Source organism: Streptomyces sp. NPDC006798, from assembly GCF_040635975.1.
GTDB lineage: Bacteria > Actinomycetota > Actinomycetes > Streptomycetales > Streptomycetaceae > Streptomyces.
The window spans coordinates 1-24778 of record NZ_JBEYIS010000034.1 but is presented as its reverse complement, the minus strand read 5'-3'; the positions used below and the strand labels follow the sequence as shown (position 1 = coordinate 24778).

Below are 24778 nucleotides of genomic sequence, written 5' to 3'. Positions count from 1 at the left end.
ACGCCCCTCGTCCGCAGCCGCGGTCCGCCGCGATCCGGCCGTTCTCACGGGCATCACCCCCACTATCCGCACCATCCGCACGACGCGTTCCGCGCGTCCCACGCGCCCCACGCGCCCCACGCGTACGGTCCGCGGCAGCCGCGCGGCCGAGCCCGCAGCACCGGCGATTCGACCCTGGTACGCCGACCACCTGGGTCCGCCGGACATCCGGCCCGGCCGCGCGTCCTTCTTCCCCTCGGCCGTTCACGACCGTTCGACGCCATTCCGAGTCATCCGAAGCCACCCGTGGCCCACGGTACTTTTTCGGACCTCTTCGGACCTCTTCGGACCTCTTCGGAGCTTCCCGGGGTCCTTCCCGGCACTCTTCCGGGCCATTTCCGAACTCCCGGCCGGGCCACTGCCAAAGCCCTTCACCGCCCCGGCCGGCCGTGCGGATGCCCGACGACGTCTTGACCCCGCCGGGTGACCTGTCCCTAGATGAGGACATGACCGAGCGGCGGCTCTCCATGAGAAGCCACCGTGCCCGGGAGTTCGAGGGGTTCACCACGGGCGCGGGCGGCCGGCTGCTGCACGCCGCGACCCTGCTCACCGCCGAGCCCCCGGACCGCAATCCGGAGGCCCGCCGATTGCTGACGGCCGCCCTGGCCAGGACATACGCCGAGTGGGACCGGGTCCGCGACGAGGATCCGTACGACCTGGCCCGGCGGGAACTGGCCGTCCGGTTCGCCCAGCGGTCCTGGCGCTTCCACCGGAGCAGGGGCGGGCTGCTGGGCTCGCTCACCCCGCGCGAGCGGCTGGTACTGGTGCTCCGGCTCTGCGAGGGGGTGCCCGAGGAGCAGACCGGGGCGCTGCTCGGGCTCTCCGCCGAGCGGGTCGGATCGGTCTGCCGCCGCGCGGTCACGGCCCTGCACCGGCCGGGCACGGAGGCGGAGGCGGGATGATCCGGCAGACCCGTAAGCAGGAGGACGTCCGGCGGATGCTGGGCGGCGCCCCGGGCGCGCTGCCGCCGGAGCTGACGGGGCGCGCCGTCGAACTCGGCGAGCGGATCGCCCGGCGGCGGCGCACGGTCAGATTCGCGGGGTGGATGCTGCTCTTCGCACTGGCCGCCGCGTTCACCGTCTGGGCGGTGGTGGTCGAACCCTGGCACGCGCCGCCCGAGGAGCCGACGACCCTCGTGGAGGGATTCTGACGTCCGTCGGCGAATGGTCACGCGCCCCGAGGCATCGACCATTGAGTGATTTGAACAGAAAATTCCCTTTTGCTCGGCCTGAAGTGCCTATCCTGGAACAAGCGGTTGACAGACGCCCCGAGGAGGTCGTCATGGCCAGGAAAGTCGCCGATTGCCGCAAGTACCCCAGTGAGTCGGGCTGCACGCTGACCATCGCCGGCGAGGAGGACGAGGTCGTCCGGGCGGCGACGGAGCACGCGGTCTCCGTCCACGGCCACGAGGACTCCGCCGAACTGCGGGAGCAGGTCCGGGGTCTGCTGGAGGACGAGAAGGTCCCCGCCTGAGAGCATCGCCCGAGCCCGCCCGAGGACGGCGCCTTCCGCCGGGCCGTACGGTTTCGTACGCCCCGGCGTCCGAGCCGACGCCCGGGGGCGGGCCCTCCGGCGATTCAGCCCAGGGCCTGCTGGAGGTCGGCGAGCAGATCGTCCACGGCCTCGATGCCCACGGAGAGCCGGACCAGGTCCGCGGGCACTTCCAGCGCAGACCCGGCCACGGAGGCATGGGTCATCCGGCCGGGGTGCTCGATCAGCGATTCGACCCCGCCCAGGGACTCACCGAGGGTGAAGAGCCGGGCGCGGTCGCAGACCTCGACCGCCGCCGTCTCGCCGCCCTCGACCCGGAACGAGATCATCCCGCCGAACGCCTTCATCTGCTTGGCGGCGATCTCGTGCCCCGGGTGGTCCGGCAGGCCGGGATAGAGCACCGACGTCACCTTGGGGTGACGGAGCAGCATCTCGGCGATCCGGCCCGCGTTCGCACTGTGGCGGTCCATCCGGACCGGCAGCGTCTTGATGCCCCGCAGCACCAGCCAGGAGTCGAACGGACCGGCGACCGCGCCCATCGCGTTCTGGTGGTAGGCCAGCTCGTCGCCGACGGTCTCGTCGGCGGCGATCAGGGCACCGCCGACCACGTCCGAGTGACCGCCCATGTACTTGGTGAGGGAGTGGACCACGACATCGGCGCCGAGCGCGATGGGCTGCTGGAGATAAGGGGTGGCGAAGGTGTTGTCCACCACGAGGCGGGCGCCCGCGGCATGCGCGATCCCGGCGACCGCGGCGATGTCGGTGATCCCGAGCAGCGGGTTGGACGGGGTCTCCACCCAGATCAGCTTGGTCTTCGGGGTGATCGCGGCCCGGACGGCGGCCGGATCCGAGGTGTCGGCCACGGACCACTCCACGCCCCAGCGGGCCACGACCTTGGCGAAGAGGCGGAAGGTGCCGCCGTAAGCGTCGTTCGGGATCACCACATGGTCGCCGGGGACGAGCAGGGCGCGCAGCAGGCAGTCCTCGGCGGCCAGGCCGGAGGCGAAGGCCAGACCGCGGCGGCCGCCCTCCAGCGCGGCCAGGTTCTCCTCCAGTGCCGTACGCGTGGGGTTGCCGCTGCGGCTGTACTCGTAACCACCGCGGAGCCCGCCGACGCCGTCCTGCTTGTACGTCGACACCTGGTAGATCGGCGGGACGACCGCGCCGGTCAGCGGGTCGGCCGTGTTCCCCGCGTGGATGGCGAGGGTTTCGAGGTGCTGGTAGCTGTGCTGGTCGCTCATGAGGCCCGAGAGTAGCCCCGCCGGGGCCGGGCGGCCCCCGCCTGTGGACAACCCCCGGAATGTGGACAACTCCGTCCCACGATGCGGAGAACCCGGCGGTGGGGAGGATTCGCTTCGCGCGGCGTCCGGGACAATGGGTGCATGGAGATTCTGTGGTTCCTGCTCGCGATCGGTCTGCTGGTCGCCGTCGTCGCGCCGTTCGTGCGCCGCCGGCGCGGCGGCGCGGGCCTTCAGCTCGTCGATCCCCGCTCCCCGGACGCCGCCAATCCGGAGGAGTACGGCTTTCTGCGCCAGGAGGAGCAGGACATCCGGCTGCCGGGGCCGGACCAGGATCTCCTCGATGTGCTCGATGTGGTGCAGCAGACCCAGAGCTGGCGGGCGGCGGCCCAGCTCCTGTCGGGCACCCCGGCGGCGGGCGAGGTCCGCTGGCAGCGGGTGCAGGCGTTCGCGGGCGCGGCGGCGCTGGAGCTGCGGCAGAAGCCCGGGGTCGGCGGATCATGGCTGCGCGCCTGGCGTTCCGAGGCGCCGAAGGACGTGGGCGCCGCGCAGGTGCACGCGGAGTTCCTGGTCCAGCAGGCGTGGCGGTCGTCGGCCGTCGGCGAGGACGACTTCCGGATGATCCTGGAGGAGGCGCGTACGGTCTGTGAGGAGGCCGCGTCGCTGGCCCCGGACGACCCGGTGCCGTACATCACCGAGCTGGCCGTCGCCCGCGGCCTGGGCTACGGGCACGACCAGTTCGACCAGGTGTGGGCGAAGGTCATCGACCGGGCGCCGAACCATATGGGCGCGCATCTGGCGGCCCTGCACTATCTGTGCGAGAAGTGGCACGGCTCCCGTGTGGAGGCGGACCACTTCGCGACCACGGCGGCGGCCCGCGCCCCTCAGGGCTCCCTGCTGGCGGCCCTGCCGCTGTTCGCGGTCTACGAGCACGTCCCCGATCTGGTGATCATGCAGAATTTCCACCAGTCCGCGGTGGTGTCCAAGGCCGTCGACGGCGCGCTGTACGCGGTGCATTCGGCCCGGCCCGACGATCCGATGCTGGCGCATGTCCGTCATCTGCTGACGCTGTTCCTGATCCGCTCGGAGCGCTGGGCGGAGGCGATGGCCCAGCTGGTCCGGATCGACGGCCATGTCGGTGCCCTGCCGTGGACGATGAGCGACGACCCCGCCGCCGAGTACACGCTCTACCGCAATCTGGCGGTCGCGGGCTTCGAGGCGAACGGCGGCACCCCTGCGATGCTGCACGGCTGACGGCCCCCGCCGCCCCCGTCCCGGCCGCTGCCCGGTCCCGGCTCCGGCTCCGGCTCCGGCTCCGGCTCCGGTCCACCCGTACGGTCCGGCCGTCCCCGGGGGTGGCGCGGTGCGGTCGGCCGGGCACACGATGTTTCCGGAATGTCCGCCGCGTCCGCGGCGTTCTTCCGGATACCGACCTCCCGAGGAGGAATCCGCATGTTCCTGTCCCGCCGCGTCCCCGTTCTGCCCACCCCGGAGGAGGCGCTGCCCGGCCGCCCCGCCCCGGAGTTCCCGGTCCCGGAGCGCCATACGGTCCTGGGCAATCCGCTGCTGGGCCCGTATCCGGAGGGGCTGGAGACCGCGGACTTCGGTCTGGGCTGTTTCTGGGGCGCCGAGCGGAAGTTCTGGCAGACCCCCGGGGTCTGGACGACCCTCGTCGGCTACCAGGGCGGCCATACGCCCAATCCCTCCTACGAGGAGACCTGCTCGGGCCGTACCGGCCACACCGAGGCGGTCCGGGTGGTCTTCGATCCCGCCGTCGTCTCCTACGACCAGCTCCTGAAGCTCTTCTGGGAGTCACACGACCCCACCCAGGGCTTCCGCCAGGGCAATGACGTCGGTACGCAGTACCGCTCGGCGATCTACACCCACTCCCCCGCCCAGGCTGAGGCCGCCGAGGCGTCCCGGGCCGCGTACCAGCGGGTCCTGACCGCCTCCGGCTACGGGACGATCACCACGGAGATCCTTCCGGCGGACGGCCGCCCGCTGTATCCGGCAGAGGGATATCACCAGCAGTACTTGGACAAGAATCCGGCCGGATACTGCGGGATCGGCGGCACCGGCGTCAGCTGTCCGGTGGGGGTGGCCCCGGCCGAGGGCTGAACCGCCGGGCCGGAGCCGAGCCGCCGGGGCGGGCCGCCGCCCCGCGCGGCGGCTCCCGCCGCCTCTCCTGAGCCGGGCCGTTGACCTCAAGTCCGGTTGAGCACATAGCTTCGCCGCATTCGAAACGAACCGTGATGAGAGGTGGCGGCGGATGAACGCGCTCGGCTCGGGGCCCATCGGGGTCACCCTGGACGTCCGGCCCGACGGGGGACATCTCGACGACGCCGTCCTGCTGGAGAGCCTCGGCTTCTCGACGATCTGGATCACCGGCGGCCAGTTGAGGGACGGACTGGATCCGCTGCGGGACGTCGTCCGGGCCACCGGGACGGTCTCCGTGGGCAGTGCGATCATCCCCGCCTGGGGATACGCGCCGGACGAGGTGATCGCGCTCTACCGGGACGTCGAGTCCACGCATCCGGGCCGGTTGATCACGGGGCTGGGCGGGGTGCAGGGGGCCCGTCCGCTGAAGACCATGAACGCGTATCTCGACCGGCTGGACGGCGCCCGGCCGCCCGTACCCGCGAGTGCGCGGATGCTCTCGGCGCTGGGCCCGAGGATGCTGGAGCTGGCCCGGGACCGCGCGGCCGGGGCGCTGCCGCTGATGGTCACACCCGAGTACACGGGACAGGCCCGGGGGATCCTCGGGGAGGCGGCGGCGCTGGCCGTGATGGAGTTCGTCGTCCTCGAAGAGGATCCGCGGACGGCCAGGGACGCGGCCCGGGAGCCCGTCGCCTTCCTGTCCGAGGTCGGCGGCTATCCGCAGAACCTGCGCCGGATGGGCTTCACCGACGAGGACATCGCGGGGCAGAGCGACCGGATGATCGACGCGCTGGTCGCCTGGGGCGATGCCGACGCCGTCGGCGAACGGGTGGGGCGCCATCTCCACGCGGGCGCCGACCAGGTGGTGCTGGTCGTCCAGCCGACCACCCCGGATACCGTCCCCCGCCGGGAGTGGCACGAACTGGCCGAAGCGCTCATCCGCTGAACTCCACTGAACTCTCCCGAACTCCCGCGCCCGCCGCCGCTGTACCGGGATCGCGGCAGAGAGATCGCTAATCTGTCCGAATCATAGGCAACCCTTTTCACTCCATTGAGCGACCGCAACACCCCTGGTGATACTGCCCGGACCCGAAAGGCAAGGGCTTTCGATCACCTCAGGGGAGAGCATGCGAATGCGCTTCAGAAGATCGTTACTCATATCGGTCGCCGTCGTGACGGGCGCGGCGCTCACCGTCGGAGCGGGCGCGCCACCGGGCGGCGGATCGCCGGGCGGCCGGGGCGGGGACGGAACCGGGAAAGCCCGGGGGCCGGGAGCGGTGGCGCATATCGTCACCCTGATCACCGGCGACCGGGTCCATGTCGGGGCCAAGGGCGAGGTCATCGCCGTCCGGCGGGCCGAGGGGCGGGAGGGGATGCCCTTCCGGACGCACCGCAGCGGGGGGCACACCTATGTCGTACCGCATGACGCCCAGCGGCTGATCTCGGCCGGGAAGGTCGACCGGCAGCTGTTCGACATCACCGGGCTGACCGGCGCGGACGCCCGGCGGGCCTACCGGGACGGGGTGAAGCTGATCGTCAGCTACGGCGGGGCGTCCGCCGGGGCGGCGAAGGCGGGGGTACGGGCGTCGGCCGGGGTCAAGGAGCGGCGCGGGCTGCCCGCGGTGAACGCGGAGGCCCTGACCGTCGAGCCGCGCAACGCCACCGCCGTGTGGGACGCGCTGACCAGCGGCCCCCGCGGCGACGCGAAGTCCACCACGGCCGGGGTGACGAAGATCTGGCTGGACGCCGTGGTCAAGGCGAGCCTCGACAAGACGACGCGGCAGATCGGGGCCCCGGCCGCGTGGGCGGGGTCGCACGACGGCACCGGGGTGAAGCTCGCCGTCCTGGACACCGGGATCGACGACACCCACCCCGATCTCGCGGGCCGGGTCGTCGCGGAGCGCGACTTCTCCGATTCCGCCGACGCGAAGGACCGCAACGGCCACGGCACCCATGTCGCGTCCACGGCCGCCGGACGGGGCGTCAAGGACGCCAAGTTCAAGGGAGTGGCGCCCGGCGCGACCCTGATCAACGGCAAGGTCCTCAACGACTTCGGCGGCGGCAGCTGGTCCGGGATCATGGCGGGGATCGACTGGGCCGTCGCCCAGGGCGCCGATGTGGTGAATATGAGCCTCGGCGGCTACGACAGCTACGGCGTCGACCCGGTCGAGGCCCTGGTCAACAAGTACGCGGCCGAAAAGGGTGTGCTCTTCGCGATCGCCGCGGGCAACTCCGGATCCGGCGGCTCCACCGTCGGCACCCCGGGGACCGCCGCGGGCGCGCTGACCGTGGGTGCCGTCGACGACAACGACGAGCTGGCGCAATTCTCCAGCCGCGGCCCCCGGGCCGACGACGGCGGAATCAAGCCGGATGTGACCGCCCCCGGGGTGGATGTGACCGCCGCCGCCGCGGCCGGAACCGGGGGCCAGAACCCGCCCGGCTATACCGGTATGAGCGGTACGTCGATGGCGTCACCGCATGTCGCGGGCGCCGCCGCGATCCTCAAGCAGAAGAACCCCACCTGGACCGGGGCGCGGATCAAGGCCGCCCTCGCCGGGTCGGCGAAGCCGGGCCCGTACAGCGTCTGGGAGCAGGGCACCGGCCGGATCTCGGTGGACCGGGCGATCGCGCAGCAGGTGGTCGCCGAGCCGACATCGCTGACCGTGGGCACCCACCACTGGCCCCACGACGACGCGGCGCCCGCCACCGAGCGGCTGACCTACCGCAACGACGGCCCGACGGACATCGACCTCGATCTGGCCGTCACCGGCGCCAAGGGCCCCGACGGCCAGGCGGCGCCCGCCGGTCTGTTCAAGCTGGGGACACAGCGGATCACGGTCCCCGCGGGCGGTACCGCGACCACCGACGTGACCTCGGACATCGCGGTTCCCGGCGCGGTCGACGGCCGCTACCAGGCGGTGGTCACGGCGACCGGCGACGGCGGCCGTACGGCGCTGCGCACGGCGGTCGCCACGGAGCGGGAGCCGGAGTCGTACGCCGTCACCGTCAAGGTGATCGGCCGGGACGGCGCGCCCGACCCGACCGCGGTCGCGTCCGTCGGCCGGATCACGCAGGACGGCGGGGAGGAGTACATCCCGGTCGACATGAGCTCCGGTGAGCGGACCGTACGGCTCCCCAAGGGCGAGTACGTCCTCTCCGGCGACACCCACCGGGAGTCCGGTCCGCACGCGGGATACGACGTCCTGGTCCAGCCCCGGCTCGTGGTGGACCGTGACACGACGGTCGTCCTGGACGCCAGGACCACCAAACCGGTCGGTCTCACCGTGCCGGACAGCACGGTGACCGGGACGAGCAACGCCCTGCTCTACGAGGTGAAGCAGGCTCAGGGCAGTTACCCCGGGATCGCCATGGGGCCGCCCGGCACCACCCGGAGCGCGCATGTCGGTTCGGCGCTGCCCGCCGGTTCGATGACCACCTGGGTCCACGGCAACTGGCAGAAGCCCGGTACCGACTACAACACCGCGACCCGCGTGGCGGACGGCACCCGCTTCCCCACCGGTGTGACCAAGCGGTACAAGAAGGCCGACTTCGCCAAGGCGGATGTGGGTCTGGGCGCCTCCGTGCCCGGCAAGTGGAGCGACTACACCGCCTATGCCATATTCCCCGGCATCACGGGTCTGGGCGCGATCACCGTCGACCCGGCGCAGGGCCGCCGGACGAGCTGGCTGACCACCGGTGACGGCATGACCTGGGATATGTCGTACTCGCAGCTGAAGTCCCAGGACCCGTTCCAGTTCCCGGAGTCGGCCCACGCCTTGCCCGAGGCGCGGTCCCTGAAGGCGGGCAAGACGTACCGGTTCGACTTCAACACCGGTGCCCACAGTCCGGCTCTGGCCCCGGACTTCGGGGTGTTCCGGGCCGGTGACACGCTCCGGGGCTATCTGCCCTTCTTCTCCGACGGCCGGGGCAATCTGGACGTCTTCTCGGACTTCGCCACGGCCAGGACGACGCTCCACCGGGGTTCGACCGAGATCGGCGCGATCGACGCGCCGCCGTCCTTCGGGGATCCGTTCACGCTGCCCGCCGACCCGGCGACGTACACCCTGGCGACATCGGTCACCAGGTCGCCGCAGGTGGCCCGGGTCGGTACCCGGGTGGACGCCTCCTGGACGTTCCGTTCGCAGCGGACCGACGCAGATACCGAGCAGCCGTTCTCGGTCGTACGGTTCACCCCGAATGTGGCGCTGGACTCCACGGCCCCGGCCGGGCGGACCCAGACCTTCCCGGTCACCGTGCAGGGCTCGGCCGCCGGGAAGAACCTGAAGTCGCTGGCCGTCCAGGTCTCCTACGACGGTGGGAAGAAGTGGCAGAAGGTCACCGTGGAGAAGGGGCGGATCACGGTGAAGAACCCGGCCAAGGGCAAGGGCATCGTCCTGCGGGCCCAGGTCGCCGACAAGTCCGGCAACAAGGCTTCGGTGACCATACACAACGCCTATCTCGGCCGGTGACCACCGGACGCGGATAGCGCACCAGACCGCCCGTCGGGACCCCGATCCGTCCGGGGTTCCGGCGGGCTTCTTCGTTTCCTCTCCGAGGCCCGACAGCCCACTATCACTTGGTGATTACGTAATCTCTCACTATCACGGCCGTCGTTCTGTTGGCCTCGACCCTCGACCCGGACATGCTTCCCGGGTCGGGGGAGGGACCTCCTCCCCCGGCATCCCGCTGTCGTACTCCTGGGGGGAGCCATGCGACAACACCGTGGAAAACGCCATGGGAAATACCGTGGCAAAGTACTGGGCTCCGGTGTCGCGATCACACTGGGACTGGCCCTGACAGCCAGCCTGACCAGCACCGCGACTGCTGAGGCGCCGAAGCCCGGCGGCGGCGCCGGAACAGTCGGCAAATTTTCCGACGGCGCTTCGAAGAGCACCGCGCACACCCTGGCCCTGATCACCGGCGACCGGGTCACCGTCGACGCGAAGGGCCGGCTGACAGATGTCGTACCCGCCCGGGGCCGGGAGGGCATAGCCATCCGCTCGGTCACCGATCGCGGCCGCAACTACGCGATTCCGTACGACGCCGAGCGGCTGATCGCCGCCGGGAAGGTCGACCGGCGGCTCTTCGACCTGACCGACCTCGCCCGCCCCGAGGCCCGCCGGATCCACCGGGACGGCCTCAGAGTCATCGTGGCGTACGGGGGTTCCTCGGCCCGGTCCGCGAAGGCGGGCGTCCGGGCGGCGGACGGCGGGACCGTACGGCGGAGCCTGCCGACCCTGAACGCGGACGCCGTCACCGTGGCACCCGACGGGGGCCCGGCGCTCTGGAACGCGCTGACCGACCCCGGCGCCGGTACCGCCGCGGCGAAGGCCGCCGCCGGGGTGGAGAAGATCTGGCTGGACGCCGTCGTCAAACCCGGCCTGGACCGGACCACGACACAGATAGGCGCCCCGGCCGCCTGGTCGCGCTCGTACGACGGCACCGGGGTCAAGATCGCCGTCCTGGACACCGGGATCGACGACACCCACCCCGATCTCGCGGGCCGGGTCGTCGCGGAGCGCGACTTCTCCGGCTCCGCCGACGCCAAGGACCGCCACGGCCACGGCACCCATGTCGCGTCCACGGCCGCCGGACGGGGCGTCAAGGACGCCCGGTTCAAAGGGGTGGCCCCCGGCGCGACCCTGATCAACGGCAAGGTCCTCGCCGACAACGGCGGGGGCGCGTACTCCGATCTCGTCGCGGGTATGGAGTGGGCCGTCGCCCAGGGCGCCGATGTGGTGAATCTGAGCCTCGGCGGGGAGGACACCCCCGGTATCGACCCGCTGGAGGAGGCGGTGAACCGGCTGTCGGCCCAGCGGGGCGTGCTGTTCGCCGTCGCGGCGGGCAACTGGGGCCCCGGGGCGGGCACGGTCAACTCCCCCGGCAGCGCAGAAGCCGCCCTCACCGTGGGAGCCGTCGACGACAACGACGTACTCGCCGAGTTCTCCTCCCGGGGGCCGAGGTCCTGGGGCGGCGGTCCGGTGAAGCCCGATGTCACCGCGCCGGGCGTGGCCGTGACCGCGGCCGCCGCGACCGGCACGGCACCGCAGGACCCGCCGGGATACGCCACGCACGACGGTACGTCGATCGCGACACCCCATGTCGCGGGCGCGGCGGCCGTCCTCAAGCAGAAGAACCCCACCTGGACCGGTGACCGGATCAAGGCCCTGCTGACGGGTACGGCGAAGCCGGGCGCTTACACCCCGCACGAGCAGGGTGCGGGCCGGATCGCCGTCGACCGGGCGATTGACCAGTCCGTCGTCGCCGAGCCCGCCTCGCTCTCCCTCGGCACCCAGCTGTGGCCGCATCAGGACGACGCCCCGGTCAGCCGGACGATCACCTACCGCAACACGGGTACGGCCCCGGTCGCCCTCGACCTCTCCGTCGACGCCCGGAACCCGGCGGGGGGCCCGGCTCCCGCCGGTTTCCTCACCCTCGACACGGCGCAGGTGACCGTCCCCGCGGGCGGTACCGCGTCCGTCGGGCTGACCGCGGACACCCGCGTCGAGGGCGGCGACGACGGCCACTACTCGGCCGCCGTCACCGCCACCGGGGGCGGCGCCGGCCCCGTCCGGGTACCCGTCGTCCTGGAACGCGAGGTGGAGTCGTACGACCTCACCCTGAACGCCGTCGGCCGGGACGGGGCGACCGCCACCGGCTTCACCTCCACCGTCTTCGCCTTCACCGGCCGGGACGCGGGCCAATCCCGTACCCCCGACCTCGCCTCGGGGACGGCGAAGGTCCGGCTCCCGAAGGGCCGCTACGCCCTGGAGGGCTTCTCGCCAACGGCCGAGGGGCCGCACGCCGGTTACGACCAGCTCATCCGGCCCGAGCTGGTGATGGACCGGGATGTCGCGGTCGTGCTGGACGCCCGCGAGGCCCGGCCGGTCCGGATCTCCGTACCCGACCCGGCGGCGGCCCCGTACTGGCGCGATGTCATCTCGTCCCTGGAACGGGACGGGCTTCGGTTCTACCGGAGCCTCTTCGTGAACCAGGCCGCGGAGGTGAGGACCGCGCATCTGGGTCCGGACGCGAGCGGCGGCACCCTCCAGCAGTCCTTCAGCAACTCCTGGGTGAACGGCGCGAACGAGTACCACACCGCGCATGTCGTGACCGGGAACCGCTTCACCACCGGAACGACACGGACGTTCACGGCGGACGAGTTCGCGACGGTCGAACTCGGTCTCGGGATGCCCGTCGGCAACCGGCAGGCCGCGTTGAACGTCGGCGGGGCTCTGCCGGGTGGCCACTTCTCCAAGTACTCCCGGGCGCGGACGGGGCCCGAGCGGCTGACCGTACGGCTCTCCACCGGGCACGGGATCCAATGGCGGCTGGGGATGTCCCAGCACATCCCGGACGTCTTCGGCGGGATCGAATCCGTCTACCACCGGGAGCAGCAGGCGTACGCGGCGGGCGAGACGTACCGGATCGACTTCAACACCGCAGCCCACGGCCCGCTCACCGACGAGACCTCGGGCGTCTTCCGGGACGGGAACACGATCCGGGCCTGGATGCAGACCCTCGCCGACGGCCACGGCCACCGCGGCTCGAATGTGATCAGCGGCGCCCGGACGACCCTGCACCGGGGTACGACCCTCGTCGCCGATCTGCCCCAGTCCCTGTTCTGGCGGGAGCCGGTCACCGTCCCCGCCGCCGACGGCCTCTACACCCTGAAGACGTCCGTGACCCGCGACCCGGTGGTCTCCCGGATCGCGAGCAAGGTCGAGGGCGTCTGGACGTTCCGGTCCGCGCAGACGGCCCAGCGGACCAAACTGCCGCTGTCGGTAGTCCGGTTCGCGCCCGCGACCGCACTCGACGGTACGGCGCCGGCGGGCCGGCTCCAGACCTTCCCGGTCACCGTGCAGGGCCCGGCCGCCGGACCGAATCCGAAGGCGCTCGCCGTCTTCGCCTCGACCGCCGGGGCGGCCTGGCAGTGGATCCCGGTGGTCGACGGCAAGGTGACGATCGAGAACCCGGAGGCGGGCAAGTCCCTCTCGCTCCGGGCCGTCGTGGCCGACGAGCAGGGCAACACGGGAACGGTCACGATCCACGACGCGTACTTCGGCAAGTAGCCCCGGTGATAAGGGTGTCGCACCGATATCACGCACGTCATAACCGGTAGCCCGGCCGTCCGCACGGCAGGCTCCGGGGAGGGGGCGCCGACGACCGGGTCGGCGCCCCCTCCGACCCGGGGAGCGCCATGCCCGAAGAGCCAGCACACACCGCGCCGGCGGAACGAAAACCAGGACACTTACGACGGAAGTACGGAACGGCGGTCGCCACGGCCCTCGTCGTGGCCCTCACGGCGGGCCCGACCGGCCCCGCCACGCCGAACGGCCCCGTGGAAAAGACCGGTCCAGTGGCGGCCAAGGCGGGAAAGGCCGCCGCCGAGCGGCACACCGTCGGACTCGTCACCGGCGACCGGATCACCGTCGACGCCCGGGGCAGGCTGACCGGCGTACAACCGGCGCCCGGCCGGGAGCGGATCCCCGTCCGGACCTTCACCGACCGGGGCCGGACCTACGCCGTCCCGCACGACGCGGAGCGGCTGATCGCGGCCGGAAAGCTCGACCTCCGGTTCTTCGACACGGCGGCCCTGATCCGCCCATCGGCGCGCAAGGCGTACGCGAAGGGCGTCCGGGCCGTCGTCCGGTACACCGATCCGGGAGCCCCGGCCGCGCGGCCGGGGGCGCGTACCGCCGTCCGTACCGCCGGAGGTACGACCGTACGGCGCGGCCTCCCGGCCCTGAACGCCGAGGCCGTCACCGCCGCGCCCGGCTCGGGCGCGGCGCTCTGGCGGGCCCTGACCGGGACCACCGCGCGCGGGGCCGTCACCACCGCCCCCGGTGTCGACCGGATCTGGCTCGACGCCGTCACCGAACCCACCCTCGACCGGACCACGGCGCGGATCGGGGCCCCGGCCGCCTGGGCGGGCTCGTACGACGGTACGGGGGTGAAGATCGCCGTCCTGGACTCCGGGATCGACGCGGGCCACCCGGACTTCGCGGGCCGGATCGGCGAGGCCGCCGACCTCACCGGCGGAAACGACCCGCAGGACAGGACCGGGCACGGCACTCATGTCGCCTCCATCGCCCTGGGGTCGGGGGCGAAGTCGGGCGGGAAGTACCGGGGCGTCGCTCCCGGCGCGACCCTGCTCAGCGCCAAGTTCCACGGGGTCGACTCGTTCGAGTCCGATCTGATGGTGGCCGTCGACTGGGCCGTCGCGCGGGGCGCGGACATCGTCAACATCAGCCAAGGCACCCTCGACTCGCCCGGGATCGAGCCCCTCGAAGCGCTGATCAACCGGTACTCGGCGGAGCGGGGAACCCTCTTCGTCGTCGCGGCGGGCAACTTCGGCCCCGGCACCGGCACGCTCACCTCGCCCGGCAGCGCCGAGGCCGCCCTGACCGTGGGCGCCGTCGACGATCACGACGCACTCGCGGACACCTCCGGCCGGGGCCCCCGGATCGGCGACGGCGGCATCAAACCGGATGTCACGGCCCCCGGTGTGAGCGTACTGGCGGCGGCCGCCGCGAACACGGCGCCGGAGGAAGTCCCCGGCTACGTCGCCGAATCGGGTACGTCGATGGCCGCGCCGCACGTCGCGGGCGCGGCGGCCCTGCTGAAGCAGAAGCACCCCGACTGGACCGGACAGCGGATCAAGGCCGCCCTGATGGCGTCCGCGAAGCCGGGCCCGTACCCCCTCCACGAGCAGGGCGCGGGCCGGGTCGCCGTCGACCGGGCGCTGACCCTGCCGCCGGTCACGGCCGGACCCACCGTCCTCGACCTGGGCACCCGGCGCTGGCCGCACCACGACGACACCCCGGTCAGCCGGACGATCACCTACCGCAACGAGGGCCCGGCCGCCCTCGACCTCGATCTGACGGTCGGCGGTACGGGACCCGGCGGCGCGCCCCTGCCCGCCGGATTCCTCACCACCGGCGCGAGCCGGATCACCGTCCCGGCGGGCGGTACGGCGACCGTGGACGTCACCGCCGACACCCGGATCGACGGTGGCGGCGACGGCCGCTACTCGGCCGAGGTGGTGGCGAGCCCGGTCACCACCGGGGCGACGGGCACGGCGAACCCGGGGGCCACCCCGGTCCGTACCCCCGTCACCGTGGACCGGGAAGTGGAGTCGTACGACGTCACCCTGCGGGCCATCGGCCGGGACGGCGCCCCTGCCACCGGCCTCACCGCCGGGATCACCCCCTTCACCGGGCCGGACGCCGGACTCCGGACCACCCCCGATCTGGCCGGCGGGACCGCCACCGTCCGGCTCCCCGGGAACGAGTACGCCCTCGACGCGCTCTCCGAAGGCTCCGCCACCGGCGCGCCCTCCGATCTGCTGCTCCGCCCCCGGCTGACCCTCGACCGGGACACCACCGTCGACCTCGACGCCCGGGAGGCCCGGCCGGTCGACATCACCGTGCCCGGTACCGGTGTCCGGCCGGCCGGCATCTTCCTCGGCTACGAGGTGACCCGGAACGGCCGGACCGTCGAAGGGCAGGTCCTCCTGCACGGCGCCGCCCCACTGCGGACCGCCCACCTGGGACCCGACGACCCGGCCGGCGGTCTGCGCCAGTACTGGCGGAACGTCTGGAGCGGACCGGGCGCCGACTACCACACCTTCGCCGACCTGCCGGGGCTGCGGCGGTTCGCCACCGGCCACACCCGGCACTACCGGCCGGGCGAACTGGCCCGGATCCGGGTCGGCCTCGGCGCGACCGGTACCGGTACGGAGAGCAGTCTCTCCGGCACCGCCCGCCTGCGCGACGGCCGTTCGTTCGAGTGGTCGGTCGGCCACCCCGCCGGGACGCGCCGGGACGTCCTGCTCTCCACCGGGCCCGGGGTCCGCTGGCGGCTGGAGAGCCGTCTGAGGCGGGACGGGGTCCAGATCTCGACGCACCGGATCGCCGAGGACACGGCCTTCGCGCCGGGCCGGACGTACCGGACCGACTTCAATACCGGGGTCCACTCCCCGTCGGTCGGACCGGGCCACGGGAAGATCACCCGGAACCGGAACTCGATGATCGCCCTGATCCCGTCCCTCACCGACGGCCGGGGCAACCCGGGGGAAGCCCACACCTCCACCGCCACGACGACCCTGCGCCGGAACGGGGAGCTGATCGCCGACCTCGCCGACGACCTGTGGTGGAGCGGGCCGGTGACCGTACCGGCGGCGGCCGGGTCGTACACCCTGGCCACCTCGATCACCCGTGACCCGGCGGTCGCCGATGTCGCCACCCGGATCGACGGCCGCTGGACGTTCGACTCGGCGGAGACCGCCGCCCCGGCGGAGCTGCCGCTCTCCACGGTCCGCTTCCGGCCCGCCGTGGACCTCGCGTCGCGCGCCCCGGCCGGACGGCTCCAGACCTTCCCGGTCACCGTCGAGGGCCCGGCGGCCGGGCGCGGGCTCGCGTCCCTCGCCGTCTCCGTCTCGTACGACGGCGGTACGACCTGGCGGCCGGTGACCGTCACCGGTGGCCGGATCACCGTCCGCAATCCGGCGGCGGGCCGGGGCCTCGCCCTGCGCGCCGAGATCGCCGGCCGGCAGGGCGATACGGCGGCCGTCACCGTCCACGACGCCTATCGCGGCGGGTAACCGCACGTCCACGCCCCGGGGCCGGGAAAACCGTTCGGCGGTCCGCCCGGCCCCCGGGTACCGTGGAGCCATGGGTTCACACCTGCACTACTTCTTCCTCTGATCGGGACCGCGGCCGCCACCGCGTCGAGCGACGACTGACCGCTCCGCGGGCGTACCGCTCCGGCCTGCCCTTCTCCGGCCGAGCCGCGCGGAACTTTGTCCCGGGCCCGCCCTCACCGGCCCGCCCCGGACCGTTTCCCGCGCCGCCGGACCCCTCCTTCATCAGGGAAGACCCATGCGCGACCGCGCCCCGTCGACCATGTCCGCGTCGACCACCGCCGTGTCCGGCCCACCCGTTTCCAGTCCCGCGTCCGGTTCGGGGCACGGCTCCGCGTCCGGCGGCCGGGCCCAGCTCACCGTCCGGGACGTCTCCAAGGCTTACGGCCCGCGGCCCGTGCTCGACCGGATCTCCCTCACCGTCCGCCCCGGTGAGCGGGCCGCCGTCATCGGCGAGAACGGCTCCGGCAAGTCCACCCTGCTCCGGCTGCTCGCGGGCGACGAGACCCCCGACGACGGGGAGATCACCGTCGTCGCCCCCGGCGGAACCGGGCATCTCGCCCAGACCCTCGACCGGGGATCCGGCCTCGGCCCCGACCACACCGTGCGGGACGCCGTCGACGCCGCCCTCGCCGGCCTCCGGGAGATCGAACGGCGGCTGCGGGCCGCCGAGGCGGAGCTGGGCGCCGATCCGGACGAGGAGCGGCTGACCGCGTACGGCGAACTGCTCACCGCCTTCGAGGAGCGCGGCGGCTACGAGGCCGACGCCCGGGTCGACGCCGCCCTCCACGGCCTGGGGATCGGCGGCATCGGCCGGGACCGGGCCCTCGGCACCCTCTCCGGCGGCGAACGGTCCCGGCTCGCCCTCGGCTGCGTCCTCGCCGCCGACCCCGAGCTGCTGCTGCTCGACGAGCCGACGAACCATCTCGACCGGCGGGCCGTGGAGTGGCTGGAGAACCGGCTGCGGGCCCACCGCGGCACGGTCGTCGCCGTCACCCACGACCGGGCGTTCCTCGAAGGGGTCGCCACCACCGTGCTCGAAGTCGACCGGGACACCCGGGACGTCCGGCGGTACGGCGACGGCTGGACCGGCTACCGGGCGGCGAAGGCCGCGGCCCGCCGCCGCTGGGAGCAGGACCACCAGGAGTATCTGGCCGAGCTGGCCAGGACTGAGGAGGAGGTCGAGGCCGCCGGACGGCGCCTGGCGACCAGCGGCAAGGACCCCGGCCAGGGCTTCGGCAAGCACCGCAGATCGCACGAGGCCAAGCTCTCCGGCCGGATCCGGGCGGCCCGGCAGCGGCTGGACCGGCTGCGCCGGAACCCGGTGGCGGCCCCGCCGGAACCCCTCCGCTTCCGGGCCGCCCCGGTCACGTCGTCGGCGCTCGCGGCGCCCGGAGCGGTCTCCGAGGCGGTCCCCCAGCCGGCCGCCGGTACGGACCCCGGTAGTACGGCCGCCGGGCCCGTGGTCGAGCTGGCGGACATCGCCGTCGCCGACCGGCTGCGGCTGGCCCGGCTGTCCGTGGCACCCGGCGACCGGCTGCTGGTGACCGGACCGAACGGGGCCGGGAAGACGACCCTGCTCCGGGTGCTCGCCGGTGAGCTGCGCCCGGACCGGGGGACCGTCCACCGCCCGGCCCGGATCCGGGTCGGCTATCTCCCGCAGGAACTGCCGCCGGTGCCGTCGCCCCGGTCGCTGCTGGCGGCGTACGCGGCGGGCCGCCCCGGCCACCCCGACGAGTACGAGGCCGAACTCCTCGGGCTCGGTCTGTTCCGCGCGGACGATCTGACCGTGCCGGTCGGCGCGCTCTCCGTCGGCCAGCAGCGCCGGCTGGCGCTGGCCCGGCTGGTCGTCGCCCCGGCGGATCTCCTCGTCCTCGACGAACCGACCAACCATGTGGCGTTGAGCCTGGTGGAGGAGTTGGAGGAGGCCCTGGGCCGGTACGAGGGCGCGATCGTCGCGGTCTCCCACGACCGGCGCTTCCGCGCGGGCTTCGGCGGGGACCGGCTGGAGCTGAGGGACGGCCGCCGGGCCGGCTGACCCGGGAACGCGGTTAGGGTCGTGTCCGTGGGGATGAGCGAACAGCGGACCACGGCCGACCCGACCACGGCCGACAGCGGTAGCGACGACGGTACGAATCCGGAGGCGGCGACGGCCGCCGGAACGACGGCGGGCGGCGCGGCGACGCCGGACGGCAGAGCGACGGCGGACACGGGCACGGGCACGGCTTCCGCCGCCGGCCGGCGACGCCTCTGGCTCGTACCGCTGATCGCGACCGGTCTCGTCGTCCCGCTGTACGTCCTGTGGGCGGGGTGGCTGGCCACCGGCGGCGGTGATCTCGCGGCCCAGCTCCACTGGACCGGTTTCGCCGAGGCGCACCCCTCGTCCGCGTACAACCTGTCGTGGTACGGCGGCACCCACACCGCGAACTACAGCCTGCTCGCCCCGCCGCTGATGGCCCTCTTCGGAGTCCGGGCCGTCTCGGTGGCCGCCGGGCTCGTCGGCACCTGGGCGATGGCGCTGCTCTTCGTCCGCAGCGGGGTGCGCTATCCGGTGTGGCCCGCGATCGCGGGCGCGCTGGCCCTCTGGGCGAATATCGCCTCAGGCCGGACGACCTTCGCCCTGGGCACCGGGATCGGTCTGGTCGCCCTGGTCTTCCTCCAGCGGAAGCTGCTCGCGGTCGCCGCCGTCGGCGCGGCGCTGGCCACGGCGGCCAGCCCGGTGGCCGGACTGTTCCTGGTCGTCGTGGGCGCGGCGTATCTGCTGGAGCGGCGGTGGCGCCCGGCCGCCGCGCTGCTGGTACCGCCCGCCCTGGTGGTCGGGGTGACGACGGTCCTCTTCCCCTTCGGCGGGGAGATGCCGATGCAGACCAACAAGCTGTGGATGCCGCTGTGGGTGTCGGCCGCACTGGTCCTGGCGGCCCCGCGCGGCCGGGAGTGGCGGCTGGTCCGCCGGGGCGCGGCGGTCTACGCCCTCGGGGTGGTCCTGACCTACTTCACGCCCTCGCCCATCGGCCGCAATGTGGAGCGGCTCGCGGGCCTCGCCGGGCCGCCGGTCCTGGTCGCGGCGCTGATCGCGGCGGTCTGCGCGCTGGGCGGCTGGGCGGCGGTCCGGGAGGCGGTCCGGCGCACCGGGCGGGCGGCCCTGGTGCCCGTGGTGCCGGTGGTGGCGCTGACGGCGATGCTGGCGGTCAACGCGCACTGGCTGGGCGACAAGACCGAGGACGATCTCGTCGTCTCCAACAAGGTGCCGGTCTGGGCGAAGGAGACCGACGCGCTGGTCCGGGAGCTGGCGCGGCTGGGCGCCGACCGGACCCGGGTCGAGGTGGTGCCCGCGCGCAACCATCGCGAGGCGACCGTACTCGCCCCGCACGTCAACATGGCCCGGGGCTGGAACCGGCAGCTCGACGTCGAGCGGGGGCGCCTCTTCTACGACGGGTCGCTGAACGAGACGACGTACCGGGAGTGGCTGGACCGCTGGGCCGTCGGCTTCGTGGTGCTGCACCAAGGGCGGCCGGACGGGCCCGCCGAGGCGGAGGCCGCCCTGGTCCGTAGCGGCCCCGCCTATCTGAAGCGGGTGTGGCGGGACGACAACTGGTCGGTGTACCGGGTCCGGGACGCGGTACCGCTGGTCTCCGCGCCCGCCGAGGTCGTCGACCAGGACCGGGCCGAGATGACCGTACGGATGCCGGCCGCCGGGTCGGTGGCGGTACGGGTGGCCCACTCGCCGTGGCTGCGGGCGGAGGGCGCGTGCCTGGAGCCCGACGGGGAGTACACCCGGCTGACGGTGAAGGAGGCGGGCGAGTACCGGCTGCACTCCCGGTACCGGCTGCCGTGGACGGCGGACCCCGGCTGCTGACGGCGGCCCGTACGACGACGAAGGCGGCACCCCGGGAGGGTGCCGCCTTCGTCGTCGCTACGTCGCCGTAGGCGTCGGTACGGGGTAAGGGGTGGATCAGAGCTCGGAGCCCTTCTTCCAGGCCGCCCAGTCCATGTTCCAGCCGTTCAGTCCGTTGTCCGGCTTGATGGTCTCGTCCTTGGAGTTCTTGACGATCACGACATCACCGATCAGGGAGTTGTCGAAGAACCAGGCGCCGGGCTGGTTGGGGTCGTTGGCGCCCTTCTTGTCGTTCAGACCGACACAGCCGTGGCTGGTGTTCTGACCGCCGAAGACCGAGTCGGAGCCCCAGTAGTTGCCGTGGATGAAGGTGCCGGAGGTGGAGAGCCGCATGGCGTGCGGAACGTCCGGGATGTCGTACTCGCCGCCGAAGCCGACGGTCGCGCCGTTCATCCGGGTCTCCTTGAACTTCTCGGAGATCACCATCTGACCGTTGTACGTCGGGGTGGCCGCGGCGCCCGCGGAGATCGGGATGGTCCGGATCGTCTTGCCGTTCCGCTGGATCACCATCTGCTTCGACTTGGCGTCGACGGTGGAGACCTGGTTACGGCCGATCTTGAAGGTCACGGTCTTCTGCTGGACGCCGGTGACGCCCGGCGCGCCCTCGACCCCGTCCAGGGCGAGCTTCAGGGTGACCGTGGACCCCTCCTTCCAGTACTGCTCGGGCCGGAAGTCGATCCGCTGCGAGTTGAACCAGTGGCCGACGATCTCCTGACCGCCGGTCGACGTCACGGTGATCCCGGACTGGACGGCCTTGCGGTCCTTGATCGGCTTGTTGAAGTTGATCGACACCGGCATGCCGACCCCGACGGTCTGCCCGTCCTCCGGGGTGAAGGTGCCGATGAAGCTGTTGCCGGGCGAGACGGTCGTGAACGAGCCGTTCTCGTGGACGGTCAGGCCCTTGTCGTCCTTCGCGGTCGCGGTCACCTTGTACGAGGTCGACCGCTTCAGCGGCTTCGCGGGGGTCCAGCTCTTCCCGTCGGCGGCGATCTTCCCCTCGACGGGGTTGCCCTCCGAGGTGACCATCTTGACCTCGGTCAGGGTGCCGTCCACGACGGAGACCTTGGAGTTGTTGATACTGCCGTTCTTCGAGCCGTTCTTGGGCTCGATGGCTATTCGGGCCTTCGAGACCTCCTTGGCGGCGGCCTGGTCGACCTGGTCCTGAGCGCTCTTGCCCCCGTCGCCCTTACCGCTGTCGCCGTCGCCGCTACAACCGGCGAGCACCATCACACCACCGAGCACAGCGGACGCGACCATCAGCCCCCGGCGCCGCTTGCTGTCCGTCATCACACGCTTCTCCATTGTCGCCTGTCCCCCAGTCCCCTGACCGAACAGTGGGGAACACATCCGTTACCAGGCGTTCGGTTCCACATTCTTTTGGTGATGTGGTGAACACCACTCGTGATTTTTCGGCCGCTCCCCCGGATTCCCCGGACGGGCCGCCTCCCGCCACGGTACGCGTGATCCGTACCGGGACGCCCTGGCGGGTTCCCCACCTCCCGGCGGGGACCCGATTTCCTCCGGAGGCGGCGGGTTCACTAGCATCGGCGCACCGCGACCGGCCGCGCCGGGTCCGCGTCCTCCGTCCCCCATGTCGCCCCGCGCGCCCGGGACTTCCCGGCATCCCTTTCGTACGCCCCCGGTCAACCGACCGGCCCGTTCGGCCATCCTTCCGGTCGACCGGGTCCGTTCCGGTCCCACCCTGTTCAACCTGTTCAACCTGTTCAACCTGCTCAACCCGTTCGACCTGTTCGACCTGTTCGGCCTGTTCGACCCAAGGCCCGTCCCAGGCTTCCCCCCAGGCTTGCCCCAAGGAGGATCACGTCCGTGTCGATCGCCCGTCGACCACTGCTGACCGCCGTCGCCGCGGGAGCACTGCTCTGCGCGCTCTGGTTCGTCCCGTCCGCGAACGCGAACGCGGCACCGGCGCCGGAACGGCCCCGGACCGGCTGGACGTACGGCGTCACCGGGCCCGGCGGCGGCGAACAGTCGCCACCGCGCCTGGCGGACACCGGCAGCTTCGACTCGACGCCGTACATCATCGGCGGTACGGGCTTCCTGGCGGTGGGCATCGCGTTCGTCACCTACGCGGTACGCCGCGGCCACTCCCCCGCTCCTGCCCCGTCCGGCGCCGAACAGGGGGCGCCGCCGCGGCACTGACAGCCGGGCGCGCGGGCCCCGCGCGCCTTATGTGCCGGGGCGGCGGACCGGCTCAGCCCAGGGGGCCCGTGACGGGCTCCACCGCCGCGATCAGCCGACCGTCCCGGACGAACTCCTCCGCCGCCGCGAGATCCGGGGCGAGGAAACGGTCCGGCCCCGGCCCGCCGACCCCCGCGTCCCGCAGGGCGGCCACGGCCGCCCGGGTCGCGGGCGCCGGAACCAGCCCCTCACGCAGCTCGATCGCGCGGGCGGCGGCGTACAGCTCGATCCCGATGATCCGCCCCAGCGCGTCCACGGCGGTCCGCAGCTTGCGCGCCGCCGACCAGCCCATGGAGACATGGTCCTCCTGCATCGCCGACGACGGGATCGAGTCCACGGACGCCGGGACCGCGAGCCGCTTCATCTCGGAGACCAGCGCCGCCTGGGTGTACTGGGCGATCATCAGCCCCGAGTCGACACCCGGATCGTCGGCGAGAAACGGCGGCAGACCATGACTGCGGTTCTTGTCGAGCAGCCGGTCCGTACGGCGCTCCGCGATGGAGCCCAGATCGGCGGCGGCGATCGCGAGGAAATCGAGGACGTACGCGACCGGCGCGCCGTGGAAGTTGCCGTTGGACTCCACCCGGCCCGCCTCCGGCAGCACCACCGGATTGTCCACGGCGGCGGCGAGTTCGCGGTCCGCGACCAGCCGGGCGTGATCGAGCGTGTCCCGGCCCGCGCCCGCGACCTGCGGGGCACAGCGGACGGAGTACGCGTCCTGGACCCGCGGCGCCTCGTCCTGCTGGTAGTGCCCGGTGAGCCCCGAACCCTTCAGCACGGCCGCCATATTGGCGGCCGCCACCGCCTGGCCCGGATGCGGCCGGATCGCGTGCAGCTCCGGCGCCAGCACCCGCTCCGTCCCCAGCAGCGCCTCCAGGGAGAGCGCGGCGGTGATGTCAGCGGACGTGTGCAGCCGACGGAGGTCGTCGATCGCCAGCAGCAGCATCCCCAGCATGCCGTCCGTACCGTTGAGCAGGGCCAGGCCCTCCTTCTCCCGCAGCACCACCGGCTCGATCCCGTGCTCGGCGAGCAACTCCCCGGCGGGCCGCACCCGCCCGTCGGGCCCCTCCGCGTCCCCCTCCCCCATCAGGGCCAGCGCGCAGTGGGAGAGCGGCGCGAGATCCCCGGAGCAGCCGAGGGAGCCGTACTCGTGGACCACGGGCGTGATCCCGGCGTTGAGCACGGCGGCCATGGTGCGGGCGATCTCCGGCCGTACGCCGGTATGCCCCGAACACACGGTCTTCAGCCGCAGGAACATCAGCGCCCGGACCACCTCCCGCTCCACCGGCGGCCCCGAACCGGCCGCGTGCGAACGCACGATGTTCCGCTGCAGGGCGGCGCGCAGCTCCGGCCCGATATGCCGGGTCGCCAGCGCGCCGAACCCGGTGGACACGCCGTACACCGGCTCGGGCTTGGCCGCGAGCGCGTCCACGACGGCCCGCGCGACCCCGAGCGCGGCCTCGGCCTCGGCCGAGATCACCACCCGGGCACCGTGCCGGGCGACGGCCACGACATCGGCTGAACTGGTACCGGACGTCCCCACCACGACGGTATGCATATCCATATTCAGCAGCGTACGTATTGAATGTCGCCATGTCATCAGTGGTTGTGGGGTTCTCGGCGCGGGGGCGCCTCCCGTTGTGGGGTTCCTGGTCCCCGGGCCCCCGGAGTGGGGGTTGCCTGTGGCCAGGCGGGGCCGTTCGCGCCTCAGGCGCCGGCGGGGCTGTGGAGGATGTGACCGTCACTCCAGCGGTATGCGGGCGGTCTTGTTCAGCGTCGGGAGGGTCGGTGGCCTCCGGGCTCACCTCCTCACGGACGGCGGAAGTGAGCCTCTTGAGAGGGAGACCCGTTTCTTATCCGCCGTCCTCCCCCAAAGCTGCCTTTGGGGGGACCCCCAGGGGGCGACCCTGCACCCCCCGACCACGTGCACTGGTCATATCTCCTGGGGCTGGAGCCCGTCCCGGGGAGGGGAAGGGTGCGACCTGGGGTTTGTCGGTCCACCCGCGCCCCGGTGATGGGCTGGTCGCGCAGTTCCCCGCGCCCCTGACGGGGCCCGTCCTCTTACGAGGTCGGTGAATGGGGAGGTGGTTAGGGGCGCGCAGTTCCCCGCGCCCC

Annotated in this window: 15 protein-coding genes; 12 read left to right on the top strand and 3 right to left on the bottom strand. The window is 72.7% G+C overall.

Annotation, left to right across the window (positions count from 1 at the left end; genetic code table 11):
- Positions 1-506: 506 nt before the first annotated feature.
- From ABZ714_RS22545 to ABZ714_RS22535, 3 genes are all read left to right on the top strand, one after another.
- The gene (locus ABZ714_RS22545) at positions 507-941 is read left to right on the top strand and encodes a sigma factor-like helix-turn-helix DNA-binding protein (protein ID WP_358827088.1); all 435 of its coding nucleotides are present in this window, start codon (positions 507-509) and stop codon (positions 939-941) included.
- Positions 938-1189 carry a hypothetical protein gene (locus ABZ714_RS22540; protein ID WP_358827087.1) on the top strand — a complete coding sequence of 84 codons (252 nt, stop codon included), beginning with the start codon at positions 938-940 and terminating at the stop codon, positions 1187-1189. Before ABZ714_RS22545 ends, ABZ714_RS22540 begins: the two co-directional genes overlap by 4 nt.
- Positions 1190-1320: 131 nt before the next feature.
- Positions 1321-1512, top strand: a complete 192-nt coding sequence (locus ABZ714_RS22535; RefSeq protein ID WP_358827086.1) for a DUF1059 domain-containing protein — start codon at positions 1321-1323, stop codon at positions 1510-1512.
- Between the two features lie 104 nt (positions 1513-1616).
- On the opposite strand, the gene ABZ714_RS22530 is transcribed toward ABZ714_RS22535, so the two are convergent.
- The gene (locus ABZ714_RS22530) at positions 1617-2771 is read right to left on the bottom strand and encodes a cystathionine gamma-synthase (protein ID WP_358827085.1); all 1155 of its coding nucleotides are present in this window, start codon (positions 2769-2771) and stop codon (positions 1617-1619) included.
- Positions 2772-2912: 141 nt separating this feature from the next.
- Here ABZ714_RS22530 and ABZ714_RS22525 point away from each other — a divergent pair, with 141 nt between their 5' ends.
- The 8 genes from ABZ714_RS22525 to ABZ714_RS22490 all read left to right on the top strand — a co-directional run bounded on the left by ABZ714_RS22525 (position 2913) and on the right by ABZ714_RS22490 (position 20425).
- Positions 2913-4022, top strand: coding sequence for a hypothetical protein (locus ABZ714_RS22525; protein WP_358827084.1), 1110 nt, complete (start codon positions 2913-2915; stop codon positions 4020-4022).
- 198 nt (positions 4023-4220) lie between these two features.
- The gene (gene msrA, locus ABZ714_RS22520; RefSeq protein ID WP_358827083.1) at positions 4221-4886 is read left to right on the top strand and encodes a peptide-methionine (S)-S-oxide reductase MsrA; all 666 of its coding nucleotides are present in this window, start codon (positions 4221-4223) and stop codon (positions 4884-4886) included.
- Between the two features lie 151 nt (positions 4887-5037).
- Positions 5038-5871 (top strand): TIGR03620 family F420-dependent LLM class oxidoreductase, encoded by an 834-nt coding sequence (locus ABZ714_RS22515; RefSeq protein WP_358827082.1) that lies wholly within the window; start codon positions 5038-5040, stop codon positions 5869-5871.
- A gap of 187 nt (positions 5872-6058) precedes the next feature.
- A complete protein-coding gene (locus tag ABZ714_RS22510; protein ID WP_358827081.1) occupies positions 6059-9394 on the top strand; it encodes a S8 family serine peptidase in 3336 nt (1111 codons plus the stop codon).
- A 240-nt stretch (positions 9395-9634) separates the two neighbouring features.
- Positions 9635-12997, top strand: a complete 3363-nt coding sequence (locus ABZ714_RS22505) for a S8 family serine peptidase (protein ID WP_358827080.1) — start codon at positions 9635-9637, stop codon at positions 12995-12997.
- Positions 12998-13284: 287 nt separating this feature from the next.
- On the top strand, positions 13285-16530 hold the full coding sequence (locus tag ABZ714_RS22500) for a S8 family serine peptidase (protein ID WP_358827079.1): 3246 nt from the start codon (positions 13285-13287) through the stop codon (positions 16528-16530).
- 277 nt (positions 16531-16807) lie between these two features.
- Complete coding sequence (locus tag ABZ714_RS22495; protein ID WP_358827078.1) at positions 16808-18607, top strand: ABC-F family ATP-binding cassette domain-containing protein; 1800 nt, start codon at positions 16808-16810, stop codon at positions 18605-18607.
- Positions 18608-18640: 33 nt separating this feature from the next.
- Positions 18641-20425, top strand: a complete 1785-nt coding sequence (locus tag ABZ714_RS22490) for a hypothetical protein (RefSeq protein WP_358827077.1) — start codon at positions 18641-18643, stop codon at positions 20423-20425.
- 96 nt (positions 20426-20521) lie between these two features.
- Here ABZ714_RS22490 and ABZ714_RS22485 read toward each other — a convergent pair whose 3' ends face one another.
- Entirely contained in the window at positions 20522-21766 is a 1245-nt protein-coding gene (locus tag ABZ714_RS22485) for an Ig-like domain-containing protein (protein ID WP_358827076.1), read from the bottom strand.
- 525 nt (positions 21767-22291) lie between these two features.
- On the opposite strand from ABZ714_RS22485, the gene ABZ714_RS22480 reads away from it, so the two are divergent.
- Positions 22292-22624, top strand: coding sequence for a hypothetical protein (locus tag ABZ714_RS22480; RefSeq protein WP_358827075.1), 333 nt, complete (start codon positions 22292-22294; stop codon positions 22622-22624).
- A gap of 52 nt (positions 22625-22676) precedes the next feature.
- On the opposite strand, the gene hutH is transcribed toward ABZ714_RS22480, so the two are convergent.
- On the bottom strand, positions 22677-24221 hold the full coding sequence (hutH, locus tag ABZ714_RS22475; protein WP_358827134.1) for a histidine ammonia-lyase: 1545 nt from the start codon (positions 24219-24221) through the stop codon (positions 22677-22679).
- Positions 24222-24778 lie beyond the last annotated feature (557 nt).